10 protein-coding genes are annotated in these 15,324 nt (G+C 61.0%); all 10 read left to right on the plus strand.

Annotated elements, in window-relative coordinates:
* Positions 1 to 110: 110 nt before the first annotated feature.
* Complete coding sequence (locus tag QMX91_RS21000; protein WP_027613959.1) at positions 111 to 1,673, plus strand: sigma-54-dependent phenylalanine hydroxylase transcriptional regulator PhhR; 1,563 nt, start codon at positions 111 to 113, stop codon at positions 1,671 to 1,673.
* Positions 1,674 to 2,046: 373 nt separating this feature from the next.
* Entirely contained in the window at positions 2,047 to 2,787 is a 741-nt protein-coding gene (locus tag QMX91_RS21005) for a flagellar basal body rod protein FlgF (protein WP_007965507.1), read from the plus strand.
* A gap of 45 nt (positions 2,788 to 2,832) precedes the next feature.
* Positions 2,833 to 3,618: a flagellar basal-body rod protein FlgG gene (flgG, locus tag QMX91_RS21010; protein ID WP_003222804.1), complete on the plus strand. Its 786-nt coding sequence runs from the start codon at positions 2,833 to 2,835 to the stop codon at positions 3,616 to 3,618.
* 52 nt (positions 3,619 to 3,670) lie between these two features.
* Positions 3,671 to 4,366, plus strand: a complete 696-nt coding sequence (flgH, locus tag QMX91_RS21015; protein WP_027613958.1) for a flagellar basal body L-ring protein FlgH — start codon at positions 3,671 to 3,673, stop codon at positions 4,364 to 4,366.
* A 27-nt stretch (positions 4,367 to 4,393) separates the two neighbouring features.
* Complete coding sequence (locus QMX91_RS21020; protein ID WP_161794916.1) at positions 4,394 to 5,482, plus strand: flagellar basal body P-ring protein FlgI; 1,089 nt, start codon at positions 4,394 to 4,396, stop codon at positions 5,480 to 5,482.
* Between the two features lie 11 nt (positions 5,483 to 5,493).
* Positions 5,494 to 6,780 carry a flagellar assembly peptidoglycan hydrolase FlgJ gene (gene flgJ / locus QMX91_RS21025; RefSeq protein WP_098967804.1) on the plus strand — a complete coding sequence of 429 codons (1,287 nt, stop codon included), beginning with the start codon at positions 5,494 to 5,496 and terminating at the stop codon, positions 6,778 to 6,780.
* Positions 6,781 to 6,801: 21 nt separating this feature from the next.
* Complete coding sequence (gene flgK / locus QMX91_RS21030) at positions 6,802 to 8,847, plus strand: flagellar hook-associated protein FlgK (RefSeq protein ID WP_139054128.1); 2,046 nt, start codon at positions 6,802 to 6,804, stop codon at positions 8,845 to 8,847.
* Between the two features lie 13 nt (positions 8,848 to 8,860).
* A complete protein-coding gene (locus QMX91_RS21035; protein WP_282413288.1) occupies positions 8,861 to 10,432 on the plus strand; it encodes a flagellar hook-associated protein 3 in 1,572 nt (523 codons plus the stop codon).
* A gap of 109 nt (positions 10,433 to 10,541) precedes the next feature.
* Entirely contained in the window at positions 10,542 to 14,135 is a 3,594-nt protein-coding gene (locus QMX91_RS21040) for a glycosyltransferase (protein WP_098967809.1), read from the plus strand.
* Positions 14,136 to 14,349: 214 nt separating this feature from the next.
* Positions 14,350 to 15,324: calcium-binding protein (locus QMX91_RS21045; protein WP_282413289.1), on the plus strand; the 975-nt coding region annotated here is incomplete at its 3' end.

Raw genomic sequence — 15,324 nt, forward strand, 5'->3', positions numbered from 1 at the left:
CGAAAGCGGTGTGTCAGCTGAATGAATGGCGACTGACACACCGCCTTCGCGAGCAAGCCCGCTCCCACAGGGATTGTGTTTAACCCCTCACCCTCGTCGGGCCTCTTTATATGCGTATCAAAGTCCACTGCCAAAACCGCATCGGCATCCTGCGCGACATCCTCAACCTGCTGGTGGAGTACGGGATCAACGTTGCACGCGGCGAGGTCGGCGGCGAGCACGGCAATGCGATCTACCTGCACTGCCCGAATCTGATCAACATCCAGTTTCAGGCGCTGCGACCGAAGTTCGAGGCGATTGCCGGGGTGTTTGGGGTCAAGCGCGTCGGGCTGATGCCCAGCGAGCGTCGGCACATGGAGTTGAACGCGTTGCTCGGCGCGCTGGAGTTCCCGGTGCTGTCGATCGACATGGGCGGCTCGATCGTCGCCGCCAACCGCGCGGCGGCGCAGTTGCTTGGGGTGCGCGTGGACGAGGTGCCGGGGATTCCGCTGTCGCGCTATGCCGAGGATTTCGACCTGCCGGAACTGGTGCGTGCCAACAAATCGCGAATCAACGGCATGCGCGTCAAGGTCAAGGGCGACATCTTTCTCGCCGACATCGCGCCGCTGCAATCGGAGCACGACGACAGCGAAGCCATGGCCGGTGCGGTACTGACCTTGCACCGCGCCGACCGCGTCGGTGAGCGCATCTATAACGTGCGCAAACAGGAATTGCGTGGCTTCGACAGTATCTTCCAGAGCTCGAAAGTGATGGCCGCTGTCGTGCGTGAAGCGCGGCGCATGGCGCCGCTGGATGCGCCGCTATTGATCGAGGGCGAAACCGGCACCGGCAAAGAATTGCTGGCCCGTGCCTGTCACCTCGCCAGTCCGCGTGGGCAGTCGCCGCTGATGGCGCTCAACTGTGCAGGGCTGCCAGAGTCGATGGCCGAGACCGAACTGTTCGGCTACGGCCCCGGCGCGTTCGAAGGTGCGCGCGCCGAAGGCAAGCTTGGTCTGCTGGAACTGACGGCGGGCGGTACGCTGTTCCTCGATGGCGTCGGTGAAATGAGCCCGCGCTTGCAAGTGAAGTTGCTGCGCTTTCTGCAGGACGGCTGTTTCCGCCGGGTCGGCAGTGATGAAGAGGTGTATCTGGATGTGCGGGTGATCTGCGCCACTCAGGTCGACTTGTCCGAGTTGTGCGCGCGCGGCGAGTTTCGTCAGGATCTGTATCACCGCTTGAACGTGTTGTCGCTGCACATCCCGCCACTGCGCGAATGCCTCGACGGCTTGACCCCGCTGGTCGAGCACTTCCTCGATCAGGCCAGCCGCCAGATCGGTTGTTCGCTGCCGAAACTGGCGCCGGCAGCAATGGATCGCCTCAGTCATTATCACTGGCCGGGCAACGTGCGGCAGCTGGAGAACGTGCTGTTCCAGGCGGTTTCACTGTGCGAGGGCGGCACGGTCAAGGTCGAGCACATCCGCCTGCCGGATTACGGCGTGCGTCAGCCGCTTGGCGATTTCTCGCTGGAGGGCGGGCTGGACGAGATCGTCGGGCGTTTTGAAAAAGCGGTGCTGGAGAGACTGTATTCCGAGCATCCGAGCAGTCGGCAATTGGGCAAGCGGTTGGGGGTTTCGCATACCACCATCGCTAATAAGTTGCGTGAGTATGAGGTCGGTAAAGACCCCGAGAGTTAACAGCAACACTGTGGTGAAAAGAGCTTTTGTGGTGAGGGGATTCATCCCCGAAGGGTGGCGAAGCCGCCCCAAACCAGCGAATGCGGTTCGTCTGATACACCACCATGTATGGATTGGGGGCTGCTGCGCAGCCCATCGGGGATAAATCCCCTCACCACAGGTTCTTTTTCCATCTGCAACAATCGGGATTGCCGCCCAGCGGCATAACACCGCCGGTTTTTCGACTTCGATACATTTCCAATTTCCCCGCAAAACCCCGCAAGTCCTTTGTTTACCGGGCCGCAAGCCGCCAGAAAAAAGTTGGTCTGCAAATTGCTTATGGCTCAGCAGTACAGCGGTGGGCGGCAAACGTCCGGCATGCAGAGGAAAGAGTGTGGACAAGTACCTTTATGTGGCAATGACCGGCGCCAGTCAGAACGCACTGGCGCAAAAGGCCCATGCCAACAACCTGGCGAACATCTCCACCAATGGTTTTCAGCGCGACCTGGAGCAGGCGCGTTCGATGCCGGTGTTCGGTGACAGCTTTCCGGCGCGTGCGTTTGCCATGAGCGAACGGCCCGCCACCGACTTCACCGCCGGTTCGCTGGTGCAGACCGGGCGTGACCTCGACGTCGCCGTGACCGGCAACGGTTTTATTGCCGTGCAGAACCCTAACGGTGGCGAAAGCTACGTGCGCACCGGCAGCCTGAACATCGACGCCCTCGGCGTATTGCGCGCCGGCAACGGCATGCCGGTACTCGGCAATGGCGGTCCGATCGCCGTGCCGCCGGAGCAGCAGGTCGAAGTCGGTGAAGACGGCACCATCAGTATTCGTGCGATGGGCGAAGGCCCGCGCGTCATGGCGGAAGTCGACCGGATCAAACTGGTCAACCCGGACATCAAGAACCTCAACAAAGGCCTCGACGGCTCGATCTACACCAAGGATGGCCAGCCTGCGCCGGCCGATGCCAACGTCAAACTGGTGTCGGGTTTCCTTGAGTCGAGCAACGTCAACGCCGTGGAAGAAATGACCTCGGTGCTGGCCCTGGCCAAGCAGTTCGAGTTGCACGTCAAGATGATGAACACCGCCAAAGACGACGACCAGGCCATGGCTCGGGTCTTGCAGATCAGCTAATTATCAGAACGTCGCGCCGTAAAACAGGCGCACGAGGAGAATCGAATGCTTCCGGCTCTATGGGTTGCCAAAACCGGTCTGTCCGCCCAGGACACCAACCTGACCACCATTTCCAACAACCTGGCGAACGTCTCGACCACGGGTTTCAAACGTGACCGTGCCGAGTTCCAGGACCTGCTGTATCAGATCAAGCGTCAGCCAGGCGCCCAGTCGACCCAGGACAGCGAACTGCCGTCGGGTCTGCAACTGGGTACCGGTGTGCGCATCGTCGGCACCCAGAAAAACTTCACCGCCGGCAGCCTGCAAACCACCGAGCAGCCGCTGGACATGGCCATCGACGGTCGCGGTTTCTTCCAGATCCTGCAGCCGGACGGCACCACGTCCTACACCCGTGACGGTACTTTCCACCTCGACTCCAACGGTCAGATCGTCAACGCCAGCGGTTTCGCCCTGGAACCGGCCATCGTCATCCCGAACAACGCGCAGAGCTTCACTGTCGGCACCGACGGCACCGTGTCGATCACAGTGCCAGGCAACCCGGCCGCTCAGGTGATCGGCAACCTGCAAACCGCCGACTTCATCAACCCGGCCGGTCTGCAGGCAGTGGGCAACAACCTGTTCCTGGAAACCGCTGCTTCCGGCGCGCCGCAAATCGGCACCCCGGGCCTGAACGGTTTCGGTACCACGCTGCAGAACACCCTGGAAGGTTCCAACGTCAGCACCGTTGAGGAGATGGTCAACATGATCACCACTCAGCGCGCTTACGAGATGAACTCCAAGGTGATTTCCACCGCCGACCAGATGCTCTCGTTCGTAACGCAGAATCTGTAATCAAGTCTATGGGGCGGCCATGAGGTCGCCAGCAACACCGTGAGGTAGGGTCATGAAACGCTTCGTATCTGTTCTGGCATTGGGTGGGGTCGTCTCGCTCGCGGGCTGCGTCGCACCGACGCCCAAGCCCAATGACCCTTATTACGCTCCGGTGTTGCCACGCACGCCATTGCCGTCTGCGGCCAACAACGGCTCGATCTATCAGGCCGGCTTCGAGCAGAACCTGTACAGCGACCGCAAGGCATTCCGGGTCGGTGACATCATCACCATCACCCTGAACGAGAAGACTCAGGCCAGCAAAAACGCCAACTCGCAAGTGGCCAAGAACAGCAAGACCGGCATCGGCCTGACTTCGCTGTTCGGCGGCAGTGGCACCACCAACAACCCGTTGGGTGGCAATGACCTGAGCCTCGACGTCGGCTACAGCGGCGACCGCGCGACCAAGGGCGACAGCAAGGCGGCGCAGGGCAACACCCTGACCGGTTCGATCACCGTGACCGTGGCCGACGTGTTGCCCAACGGCATCATCGCCGTGCGCGGCGAGAAGTGGATGACCCTCAACACCGGCGACGAGCTGGTGCGGATCGCAGGTCTCGTGCGTGCCGATGACATCGCCACCGACAACACCGTGTCGTCGACCCGTGTCGCCGATGCGCGCATCACCTACTCGGGCACCGGTTCGTTTGCCGATGCGAGTCAGCCAGGCTGGTTCGACCGTTTCTTCCTCAGCCCGCTGTTCCCTTTCTAGGTGGCGACTTTGAATTTCAAGAGCCTCATGCTGGCTGCGGCCCTGTTGTCCGCAGCCTTTGGTGCCCACGCCGAGCGGCTGAAAGATATCGCCAGCATTTCCGGCGTGCGTTCCAACCAGTTGATCGGTTACGGCCTGGTGGTCGGGCTTAACGGCACCGGTGACCAGACGACGCAGACCCCGTTCACCCTGCAGACCTTCAACAACATGCTGTCGCAGTTCGGCATCAAGGTGCCGCCGGGATCGGGCAACGTGCAGTTGAAAAACGTCGCGGCGGTGTCGGTCAGTGCCGATCTGCCGGCGTTCGCCAAACCGGGTCAGCAGGTCGACATTACCGTTTCTTCGATCGGTAACTCCAAGAGCCTGCGCGGCGGCACCCTGTTGCTGACCCCGCTCAAGGGTATCGACGGCAACGTCTACGCCATCGCTCAGGGCAACCTGGTGGTCGGTGGTTTCGATGCCGAAGGTCGTGACGGTTCGAAAATCACCGTCAACGTTCCGTCGGCCGGTCGCATCCCGGGTGGTGCGTCGGTGGAGCGTTCGGTACCGAGCGGTTTCAACCAGGGCAACAGCCTGACGCTGAACCTCAACCGTTCCGACTTCACCACCGCCAAGCGCATCGTCGACAAGATCAACGACATGCTCGGCCCTGGCGTGGCGCAAGCCATCGACGGCGGCTCGATTCGTGTGACCGCGCCGCTCGATCCGAGCCAGCGCGTCGACTACCTGTCGATCCTCGAAAACCTTGAAGTCGATCCGGGTCAGGCGGTGGCGAAAGTCATCATCAACTCGCGCACCGGCACCATCGTCATCGGCCAGAACGTGAAAGTCTCGCCGGCCGCCGTGACCCACGGCAGCCTGACCGTGACCATCACCGAAGACCCGATCGTCAGCCAGCCGGGCCCGCTGTCCAATGGGCAGACGGCCGTCGTGCCACGTTCGCGGGTCAATGCTCAGCAGGAAGCCAAGCCGATGTTCAAGTTCGGCCCGGGCACCACCCTCGACGAGATCGTGCGGGCGGTGAACCAGGTTGGCGCGGCACCGGGTGACCTGATGGCCATTCTCGAAGCACTGAAGCAGGCCGGCGCGTTGCAAGCCGACCTGATCGTGATCTGAGGACGGCGACCATGGATATGCGCAAAGGCAGTCTGGTGGGCACGGGCGATTCGGGTTCGTACTCCGACCTCAATCGTCTGAACCAGCTCAAGGTCGGCGACAAAAACAGCGATGCGAACATGCGCAAAGTGGCGCAGGAATTCGAATCGCTGTTCCTTGGCGAAATGCTCAAGTCGATGCGTTCGGCCACTGAGGCATTGGGTAAAGACAACCCGATGAACACCCCGGCGGCCAAGCAATATCAGGAAATGTACGACCAGCAACTGGCGGTGTCGCTGTCCCGCGAGGGCGGTGGGATCGGGCTGGCCGACGTGCTGATGAAGCAGATGTCGAGGAATAAACCGCTGGCACCGGGTGAGGCTGCAGCCGCGTCCGCCGCCAAGCAAGAGGCGGCGAAAGCCGCTGCGGTGCAGACCCCGATTGCCGCCGGCACCACCGCCACCAATGGGCCGTTATCACGGCTCAATGGCGAGCGTCCGTTGTGGGCCTCGCGTTCCGGGCGTGTGGCTACTACCGAAGCCTCGCACAGCAATGACATGGCAATGATCAACAAGCGTCGTCTGGCATTGCCGCCGAAACTGGCCGATCGTTTGCTCGCCGGTCTGGTGCCGTCCGCCACGCCGACCGCCACCAATGCCTTGCCACAACGTGCCGTGACCACGGCCGCCACCGGCGCCGGCCCGCTGTACAACGGCGACTGGCTGAGCCGTGCCGAAGACGCCAAGGCGTCCGGCGGGCAGATGCAGATTTACGGTCGGGCGATGGCGCAGATTCCGCTGGCGCCGGCCAAGCGCGCCTTCAGCTCCGCCGACGAATTCGTCAACACCATGCTGCCGATGGCCAAAGAAGCCGCCGCGCGTATTGGCGTCGATCCGCGTTATCTGGTGGCGCAAGCCGCACTGGAAACCGGCTGGGGCAAATCGGTCATGCGTGCCCAGGATGGCAGCAGCAGTCACAACCTGTTCGGCATCAAGGCCAGCAGCAACTGGACCGGCGATTCGGCCCGGGCAATCACCAGCGAGTTCCGCAACGGGCAGATGGTCAAGGAGACGGCGCAGTTCCGTTCCTATGCCTCGTACAAGGACAGTTTCCACGATCTGGTGACTTTGCTGCAGACCAACAATCGCTATCAAGATGTGGTGAAGTCGGCCGATAACCCAGAACAGTTTGTACGCGAGTTGCAAAAGGCCGGTTACGCGACCGACCCGAACTACGCGACGAAGATTTCGCAGATAGCCAAGCAGATGAACAGTTTCGAAAACTACGCTGCGGCCGGCGTTTCAACGACGCCTCTATAAACACACGGTAAGGTTTGAATCATGAGTTTGCTCAATATCGGGATGTCGGGGTTGTCCGCGAGTTCTTCCTCTCTCGCGACCACAGGTAACAACATTGCCAACGTCGACACCGCCGGTTATTCACGCCAGCAAACCGTGCAGAGCACCAAGTCCTCGCAGCAGTTCGGCAACGTCTTCATCGGTACGGGGACGACCCTGGCCGATGTGCGCCGGGTCTACAACTCTTACCTCGAAAACCAGCTGCATACCGCGACCTCGCTCAATAGCGAAGCGGCTGCGTACGGTGCCCAGGCCACTGCGCTGGATGCCTCGATGTCCGATACCAACACCGGCCTGACCGGTGTGCTGCAGAAGTTCTTTACTTCGATGCAGGGCGTGGCGACCTCGGCCACTGATGACACCTCCCGTCAGTCGGTGCTGACCGGTGCGCAGGCCCTGACCAGCCGTTTCAATGCGCTGGCCAAACAGCTGAACGATCAGAACACCACGATCAATGGCAACCTGGGCGACATGACGTCCCAGGTCAACAAGCTGGCGACTTCGATTGCCAACCTGAACCAGAAGATCGGCGAGATTTCCACCAGCGGCGGCCAGCCGAACGATCTGCTCGACAGCCGTAACGAAGCGGTGCGCCAGCTCTCCGAGCTGACCGGTGCACAGGTCGTCGAGCGTGGCACCAGTTTTGACGTGTACATCGGCACCGGCCAGCCGCTGGTGATCGGCAACACCACCAACACCCTGAGCACCGTGCCGAGCAAGGACGATCCGACGCGCATGGCGATTCAGCTGGACCGCGGCTCAAGCGTGATCGATATCACGTCGGCCATGAGCGGTGGCGAAATCGGTGGCCTGCTGACCTATCGCAAAGAAGTGCTCGACCCTTCGCTCAATGAGTTGGGGCGTGTCGCGCTGGTGGTGGCCGATCAGGTCAACAGCCAACAAGCCCAGGGTATCGACAAGAACGGTGACTTCGGCGCCGCGATCTTCAACAACATCAACAGTGCCGCGCTGGTCAGCCAGCGCAGCATTGCGCAGTCGACCAATAGCGCCGGCTCGGGCAACCTCGATGTCACCATCAAGGACACCGGCAAGCTGACCACCAGCGATTATCAGGTGACCTTCACCAGCGCCACCAACTATTCGGTCAAGCGCTCCGATGGCACCGACATGGGCTCGTTCAGCACCACGACCACGCCACCGCCGGTGATCGACGGCTTCACCCTGGCCCTCAACGGCGGCGCCCTGAGCGCTGGCGACACCTTCAAGGTGACACCGACCCGTAACGCGGCAAGCACTATTCAGACGGTACTGACCGATCCGAAGAAAATCGCTGCGGCAGCACCGCTGACCGGCGTGGCCAGTGCCAACAACTCCGGTACCTACACCCAGCCGACGCTGACCGATTCGTTCAACATCTACAACCCGGCGTCGCAGACCGAGTTGCAGAATGCGCTCAAATATTCGACGCCGGTCAAATTGGTGTTTGGTGCGGTCGCCAGCGGCAGCCAGTCGTACAACATGGTTGACGCCAAGGGCAACACCATCGGTTCGGGCACCATCGTGCCGGGGCAGGCCAACACCTTGAACCTCAAGGTCGGCATGGTCGACTCCACCGGTGCTCCAGTGATGGACACCACGGTCACGCCGAACGTGCAGAAGACCTTCACCGTACAGACCACCGTGGGCGCGACGCCGAAGTCCGGCGAAACCTTCACCATCAACCTGACCGGCGCGGCGTCTTCGGATAACCGCAACGCACAGACACTGGTTGGCCTGCAGACCAAGCAGACCGTGGACACCGGCAGCGGCAGCAAGGGCATCAGCCTGACCGACGCCTACAACAAACTGGTGACCAACGTCGGTACCAAGGCTGCACAGAGCAAGTCCGACAATGACGCCACCTCGGTGATCCTCGATCAGGCCAAGGGCGCGCGTGATTCGCTGTCCCAGGTCAACCTCGATGAAGAGACCGGCAACCTGGTCAAGTATCAGCAGTACTACACAGCGTCTTCGCAGATCATCAAAGCTGCGCAGGAAACTTTCGCCACGCTGATCAACAGTCTTTAAGGAGTCGTAATTCATGCGCATTTCCACCGCCCAGTATTACGCGACGCAAGCTGCTCAATATCAGCGCAACTACAGCAAGACGGTCGCGACCGCCAACGAAGCGAGCAGCCTGCAGCGCATCAACACCGCTGCCGACGATCCGATCGGCGCCGGTCGCCTGCTCAAGCTGGGTCAGCAAAGTGCGATGCTCGACCAGTATCAGGGCAACATCGACACCACCAAGAGCTCGCTGACCGTGCAGGAGTCGACGTTGAACTCCATCACCACGGCTCTGCAGCGCGCCAAGGAAATCGGCCTGGCCGCCAACAACGGTATCGCCACCGACGACAACCGCAAGGCGTACGCGGCGGAACTGAGCCAGATCCAGCAACAAGTGCTGGGCCTGATGAACTCCAAGGATGCCAACGGCAACTACCTGTTCTCCGGTTCCAAGACCGATACCGCGCCGTACTCGCAAAACGTCGACGGCACCTACACCTATAACGGTGACCAGACCCAGATCAACCTGGGCATTGGCGACGGCATGTCGGTCGCGACCAATACCACCGGTTGGGACGCCTTCCAGCAGACCATCAACACCAGCCGCACCCAGACCACCATGACCGCTCCGGCGGTGGATGACGGTCGTGTGGTGCTGTCCAACGGTACGGTCGGCACCGCGGCGACCTACAACGCCAAGTTCACCGGCGGCCAGCCGTACACCGTCAGCTTCCTCAGCAGCACTCAGTTGAAAATCACTGATGCCCTGGGCAACGACGTGACGTCCGAGGCCAGCCAGAACGGCCTGATCAGCAACAGCAATGGTGCCAACCAGACCGTCAGCTTCCGTGGCGTCGACATGAAGTTGAACATCAACCTCAAGGCCGGCGACACCAACCCGGATGCGGTCATCGCCGGTCACAGCTTCCAGCTGTCGGCCACGCCTGATTCGTTCACCACCGCGCGCAGCCCGGGCAACCCGTCGACCGCGGTCATCACCGGCTCCAGCGTGACCAACCAGGCGGCCTACAGTGCGGCCTTCCCGTCAGGCGGCGGCGCGGTGCTGAAGTTCACCAGCGCCACCGATTTCGACCTGTACGCGGCCCCTGTGACCGCTGACAGCAAACCGGTGTCGTCGGGCACCATGGTCGGCAGCAACGCCACGGCCGCCGGTGTGACCTTCGCCATTGGCGGTACGCCGGGTGCGGGCGATCAGTTCTCGATTCAGTCCAACAACCACCAGACCCAGAACGTGCTCGACACCCTGGGGCAGATGGTCACGGCGCTGAACATGCCGGTCGATGGTGATCCGGTAGCCAAGCAGAAATTCCAGGGGGCCATGGAGTCGGCGCTGGGCAACATCGACAGCGCCTCCAACCAGATTGGCGCTGCGGTGACCTCGATCGGTGCGCGCGGTCAGTCGCTGGATGACCAGGACACCACCAACCAGAGCCTGATCCAGGCCAACACCACGACCCAGGGTTCGATCCGTGATTCGGATCCGGCCGAGGTGATGACCCGCCTGACGTTGCAGCAGACCATGCTGCAAGCCTCGCAACTGGCGTTCAGCAAGATCAGTCAGTTGGGTCTGTTCAACAAGATCTGACATTGGACGGGCGCGCAGGCGCCCGTTTGTCTCGTCCTTCAGTTAATGTTTTTTTGCGGTTTCATGGGCTCGCTTTACCGAGCGGGCTCGTACCGCCTGTGAGCCCGCCGTGAATCCACTTCCTCTCGTCAGTCTGGTCATTCCCGCCTTCAATCCGCGCTTCTTCGAGCGGACCTTGAACAGTGCGGTGAGCCAGACTTATGGCCAACTCGAAATCATCGTTTGCGACGACAGCCGCGGCAGCGAGATTGAAGCCATCGTTGCGGCGGTAGTTGAGCAGTCCGGCGTCGCCGTGCGTTACGTGCGCAATCCACGAACGTTGGGGCTGGTCGACAACCTCAAGGCTTGTCTCGAGCAGGCGCAGGGCGAGTACATCAAGTTTCTGTGCGATGACGATCTGCTCTATTCCGCGTGCATCGAGCAGCAGGCCCATGAAATGCAGCGTGCAGAAGTCAGCCTGGTGGTGGCGCAACGGCTGCTCTGGGACGCAAACGACATCATTCTGCCGGCGCGCATCGAAAACACGCCGTTGTCGCCAGTCAGTGGCTTGCTCAAGGGCGACGACGTACTGGGCATCTTTGAAAAATTCCCGGTCAACGTGCTCGGTGGCTTCAGCAATGCGCTGATGCGTCGTGCCGACGTCGTCGAGCTGTTGCCGGCATTGACCGAGGACGGCGCCTGCTTCGTCGCAACGCTGGATTTTGCCCTGTATGTCTGCCTGCTGCGGCGCGGCAATCTGGCGGTGTCCAACAGCGTACTCAGTGCCGAACGCCTCTACCCGGAGCGTCTGAGTGCACAGCAACCGATGAAGGATGCTGCGCAAGTCGAGCGCGAGTGGATTTCGCAAATGCTCAAGGCGCGCAGCGGTGAATCGGCGCCTGCGCCGGGATGGGTGCGTTATGTTCCGTTGTCCCGCGCTGATGAGTTGCCCCGGGTCTGGCAAGAGTTGCCCCTGAGTCGAACCCTGGGTACCAAGCAGAGCCGTCAGGAGTGGGGAGTCGGCGTCAACAGCTTCAGCTTCGGCGAACTGTACGCGCAGTGGCTGGCATGTCGGGTGCTCACCGAGCAGCAACGCCACTGGTTGCCGGAAACGCTTGCCAGTTGGCCCTGCCAGCCGCGCATCGTGCCGATCATCATTGACGGGCAGGGCAGTCGCGATGGCCTGGAGCGCACATTGGAGGCGCTCGCCGCGCAGGATTATCCGCCAGAGCTGATCCTGGTCCTGTCCGTTTCGTGTGCCGAGGCGCGCCTTGATGGGCGCGTGTTCCACATGCCGTTGCAGGATGACGGGCTGGAGCAGATTAATACGTTGCTGCCGCAGCTCGAAGGGGCCGACTGGTTCTATCTGTTGCAGCCAGGCGATCGCCTGGTGGCGCCGGCGTTGCTGGTCATGGCCGACCGGATCGCGCACACCCCAACCCTGACATGTCTGTACAGCGACGAAGGCAGCCTGCGCAGCGGCGAGTCGGCAGAGCCTGCGTTCAAACCGGATTTCAACCTCGACCTGATGCGCAGTTATCCCTATGTCGGGCGCGCCCTGGCATTCAAGCGCGAGCGATTTCTGGCGCTCGGCGGCTTTGCGCCGACGTTTGCCGAACTGGCACCGCATGATGCGCTGTGGCGGATGGTCGAGAACGACGGCTTGCACGTCGTGGGACACATCGCCGAAGTGTTGCTCGAGTCCAAATTCGATCTCTCCCAGTGGCTGACCGAGCCCGGTGTCGTGGCGCAAAGCCCGCGGATTCTCGAAGCGCATCTGCAACGCCTGGGGATTGCCCATGACATCCGCCGTGGCGGCAGCGAACTGCTCAACCGCGTGGATTATCAGCATGCGCGACGACCGCTGGTGTCGGTGGTGATTGTCACTCAAGACCAGACGGCTGCACTGCAGCGCTGTGTTGAAACGCTGCTGGAAAAGACCGCTTACACCGAGTACGAATTACTGTTGGTCGACAACGGCAGCGAAAGCGCCGAGGCGAGGGTGTGGCTGGACGGCATGGCGCAACTGGGCAGCGAGCGAATTCGTGTGCTGAGCTATCCGCAAAAGGGTAATGCGGCGGCCGCGCACAACTTTGCGGTCAGCCATGCGCGTGGCGAGTATGTGTTGCTGCTCAATGCTTTTGCGGTGATCACTCAGGCCGACTGGCTCGACGAACTGCTCAATCATGCGCAACGCCCGGAAGTCGGCGTAGTCGGTGCGAAGCTGTTCAACCCGGACGGTGGTGTGCTGCACGCGGGGCTGATTCTCGGTTTGAACGGCCCGGTCGGTCTGCCGTTCTATGGCCAGCCCGTGCAGTCGGACGGGTACATGTTCCGCCTGCAAGCGGTGCATGACCTGAGCGCGGTTGGCGGCGATTGCCTGATGATTCGCAAGTCGGTCTTCGAGGTTGCCGGTGGGCTCGACGAACAGGATCTGAAGCAGACGTTGAACGTCGTGGATCTGTGTTTGCGGGTCGGCCGCGAAGGCTACCTGGTGGTATTGAATCCCCACGCCATGCTCGCAGTGGGCGCACGCCCGAGCGCCGCGGCGACGACTGAAGACGAAGCGCTGTTCGCCGAGGAAAGGGAAACCTTCTACCAGCGCTGGTTGCCAACCATCGCCCGCGATCCGGCCTACAACATTAACCTGACTCTGCAGGGTGTCGGTGCCACCAACTTCAGTCTTGAGCCTGGCCTGCGAACCGGTTGGAGTGCCTTTTCCAAAGCGCAGTTGCCGAATGTGCTGGTGGTGCCGATCAACGCCTCGGCCATCGGCCATTACCGCATGAGTCAGCCGATGATCGAGTTGCAGGCGGCTAACAGAGTCGAGGGGCGCATTTGCTACGGTTTGCCGTCGATCATTGATATCGAGCGCCAGTCGCCTGATGTGATCGTGCTGCAAGGGCGCTATTCGGAACACGCCATCGATGAAATCCCGCCTCTGAAAAAATACTTCAATGCGCGGCGCATCTTCGAGCTCGATGACTACGTCATCGACGTTCCCCATCGCAATGCGCACATCCGCAACATGCCGAGCAAGCAGGACATGGAGCGTATGGTGCGACGAGCCATCGGTCTGTGTGATCGTGTGGTCGTATCGACCCAGCCCCTGGCTAACGTGCTGTCCGACATGCACCACGACATTCGTGTCGTACCGAACATGCTGTCCAAGGACTTGTGGAGCCACTTGCGCAGTCAACGCCGCACCTCGAAGAAACCACGGGTCGGTTGGGGCGGCGGGACCAGTCACCACGGTGATCTGGCGGTGATCGCCGATGTGGTGCGCGAATTGGCCAACGAAGTCGACTGGGTTTTCTTCGGCATGTGCCCGGACGATCTGCTGCCGTACATGCATGAGTTCCATGGCGTGATCGATCTGGAGGTCTACCCGGCGAAGCTGGCCAGCCTGAACCTGGACCTGGCCCTCGCGCCGCTGGAATTCCACGTCTTCAATGACTGCAAAAGCAACTTGCGGCTGCTGGAGTACGGTGCCTGCGGCTATCCGGTGATCTGCACCGACACCGAGGCCTACCGTGGTTATCTGCCATGTACCCGGATCAAGACCAACAGCACGGACGAGTGGCTACAAGCGATCCGCATGCACCTGGCCGATCCGGATGCCAGTTACCGCATGGGTGATGAATTGCGTGAGGTGGTGCTGCGTGACTACGTGTTGCGTGGCGATAACCTGCGGTATTGGGAGTATGGCTGGCTGGCGGATTGATCTGCGTTCGGCTACCGGAAAAAGGCGACCTGAAGGTCGCTTTTTTTTGTCCGTGAAATGCGTGTCTGCGTTAAATGCCGACGGATTTGCGCGCGGATTAAAGCTTTGGTTTTTCCCTGTCGATATCAACGTATTCTCGATTTATCAATGTGCTTGGCGGGGGATGATCGCCACGCAAGCAGGGGCCGGTTCATAACAAGGCAAGGAAGAAGTAATGGCAGTTATAAACGGAACAAACGGCGCGGATACGCTGACCGGTACCAGTGGGGATGATGAAATCAATGGCCTGGCCGGCAATGATCTGATCAGGGGAAGTGCCGGAGCAGACAAGATCGATGGCGGTACCGGGACTGATACGGTGGACTATTCCACATCGGCTGATGGGATCAACGTCGACATCCGCTCTAATGCTGTCGGTCTTGCGGGCATCGGCGGCGACGCTCAGGGTGACACCCTGAGCGGCATTGAAAAGGTGATCGGCACGGCGTTCAACGACACCTTCAATCTCGATACGGCCACCGCGACGTTCGAGGGCGGAGCGGGGGATGATGTCTACGTTCTCAACGGCAGTGGCGGCACGGTTATCGAACAGTCGAGTGGCGGTAACGATGAAGTACGCAGCAACTTCGCCCAGATTTACCTGAGCGCCAACGTCGAGCGTCTGACCTATACCGGAACCGGTTCATTCACCGGTTGGGGCAATGCCAGCGACAACGTCATTACAGGAGGCGTTGGCAACGACTTCCTGTATGGCGGCGCGGGTGCTGATCAGTTTATCGGTGGTGCCGGTATCGACACGGTCGGCTATACCGATAGCACTGTCGGTGTCAGCATCAACCTGAAAACCGGCGTCAATTCCGGGATCGCGGCGGGGGATACCTACACCGGCATTGAACGAATCCTCGGCTCGAACGGCAACGATACATTCGTCGCCGATAGCCGGGTATTTGCCTTTGACGGCGGTGCGGGAACGGCTGACGTGGTGGATTACTCGACGTCTGTCGAGGCGATCAATGTCGATATCCGAGCTAATGCTGTCGGTCTCGCGGGCATTGGCGGCGACGCTCAGGGTGACACCCTGAGCGGCATTGAAAAGGTGATCGGCACGGCGTTCAACGACACCTTCAATCTCGATTCGGCCACTGCGACGTTCGAGGGGGGAGCGGGGGATGATGTCTACGTTCTCAAC

Source organism: Pseudomonas sp. PS01299 (assembly GCF_029960145.1).
GTDB lineage: Bacteria > Pseudomonadota > Gammaproteobacteria > Pseudomonadales > Pseudomonadaceae > Aquipseudomonas > Aquipseudomonas putida_A.

Excerpts from the sequence above, each read along its gene's own strand:
- QMX91_RS21000 (WP_027613959.1), top strand. The coding sequence starts at position 111 with ATGCGTATCAAAGTCCACTGCCAAAACCGCATCGGCATCCTGCGCGAC.
- flgG (WP_003222804.1), top strand. The coding sequence starts at position 2,833 with ATGCTTCCGGCTCTATGGGTTGCCAAAACCGGTCTGTCCGCCCAGGAC.
- flgH (WP_027613958.1), top strand. The coding sequence starts at position 3,671 with ATGAAACGCTTCGTATCTGTTCTGGCATTGGGTGGGGTCGTCTCGCTC.
- QMX91_RS21020 (WP_161794916.1), top strand. The coding sequence starts at position 4,394 with ATGCTGGCTGCGGCCCTGTTGTCCGCAGCCTTTGGTGCCCACGCCGAG.
- flgJ (WP_098967804.1), top strand. The coding sequence starts at position 5,494 with ATGGATATGCGCAAAGGCAGTCTGGTGGGCACGGGCGATTCGGGTTCG.
- flgK (WP_139054128.1), top strand. The coding sequence starts at position 6,802 with ATGAGTTTGCTCAATATCGGGATGTCGGGGTTGTCCGCGAGTTCTTCC.
- QMX91_RS21035 (WP_282413288.1), top strand. The coding sequence starts at position 8,861 with ATGCGCATTTCCACCGCCCAGTATTACGCGACGCAAGCTGCTCAATAT.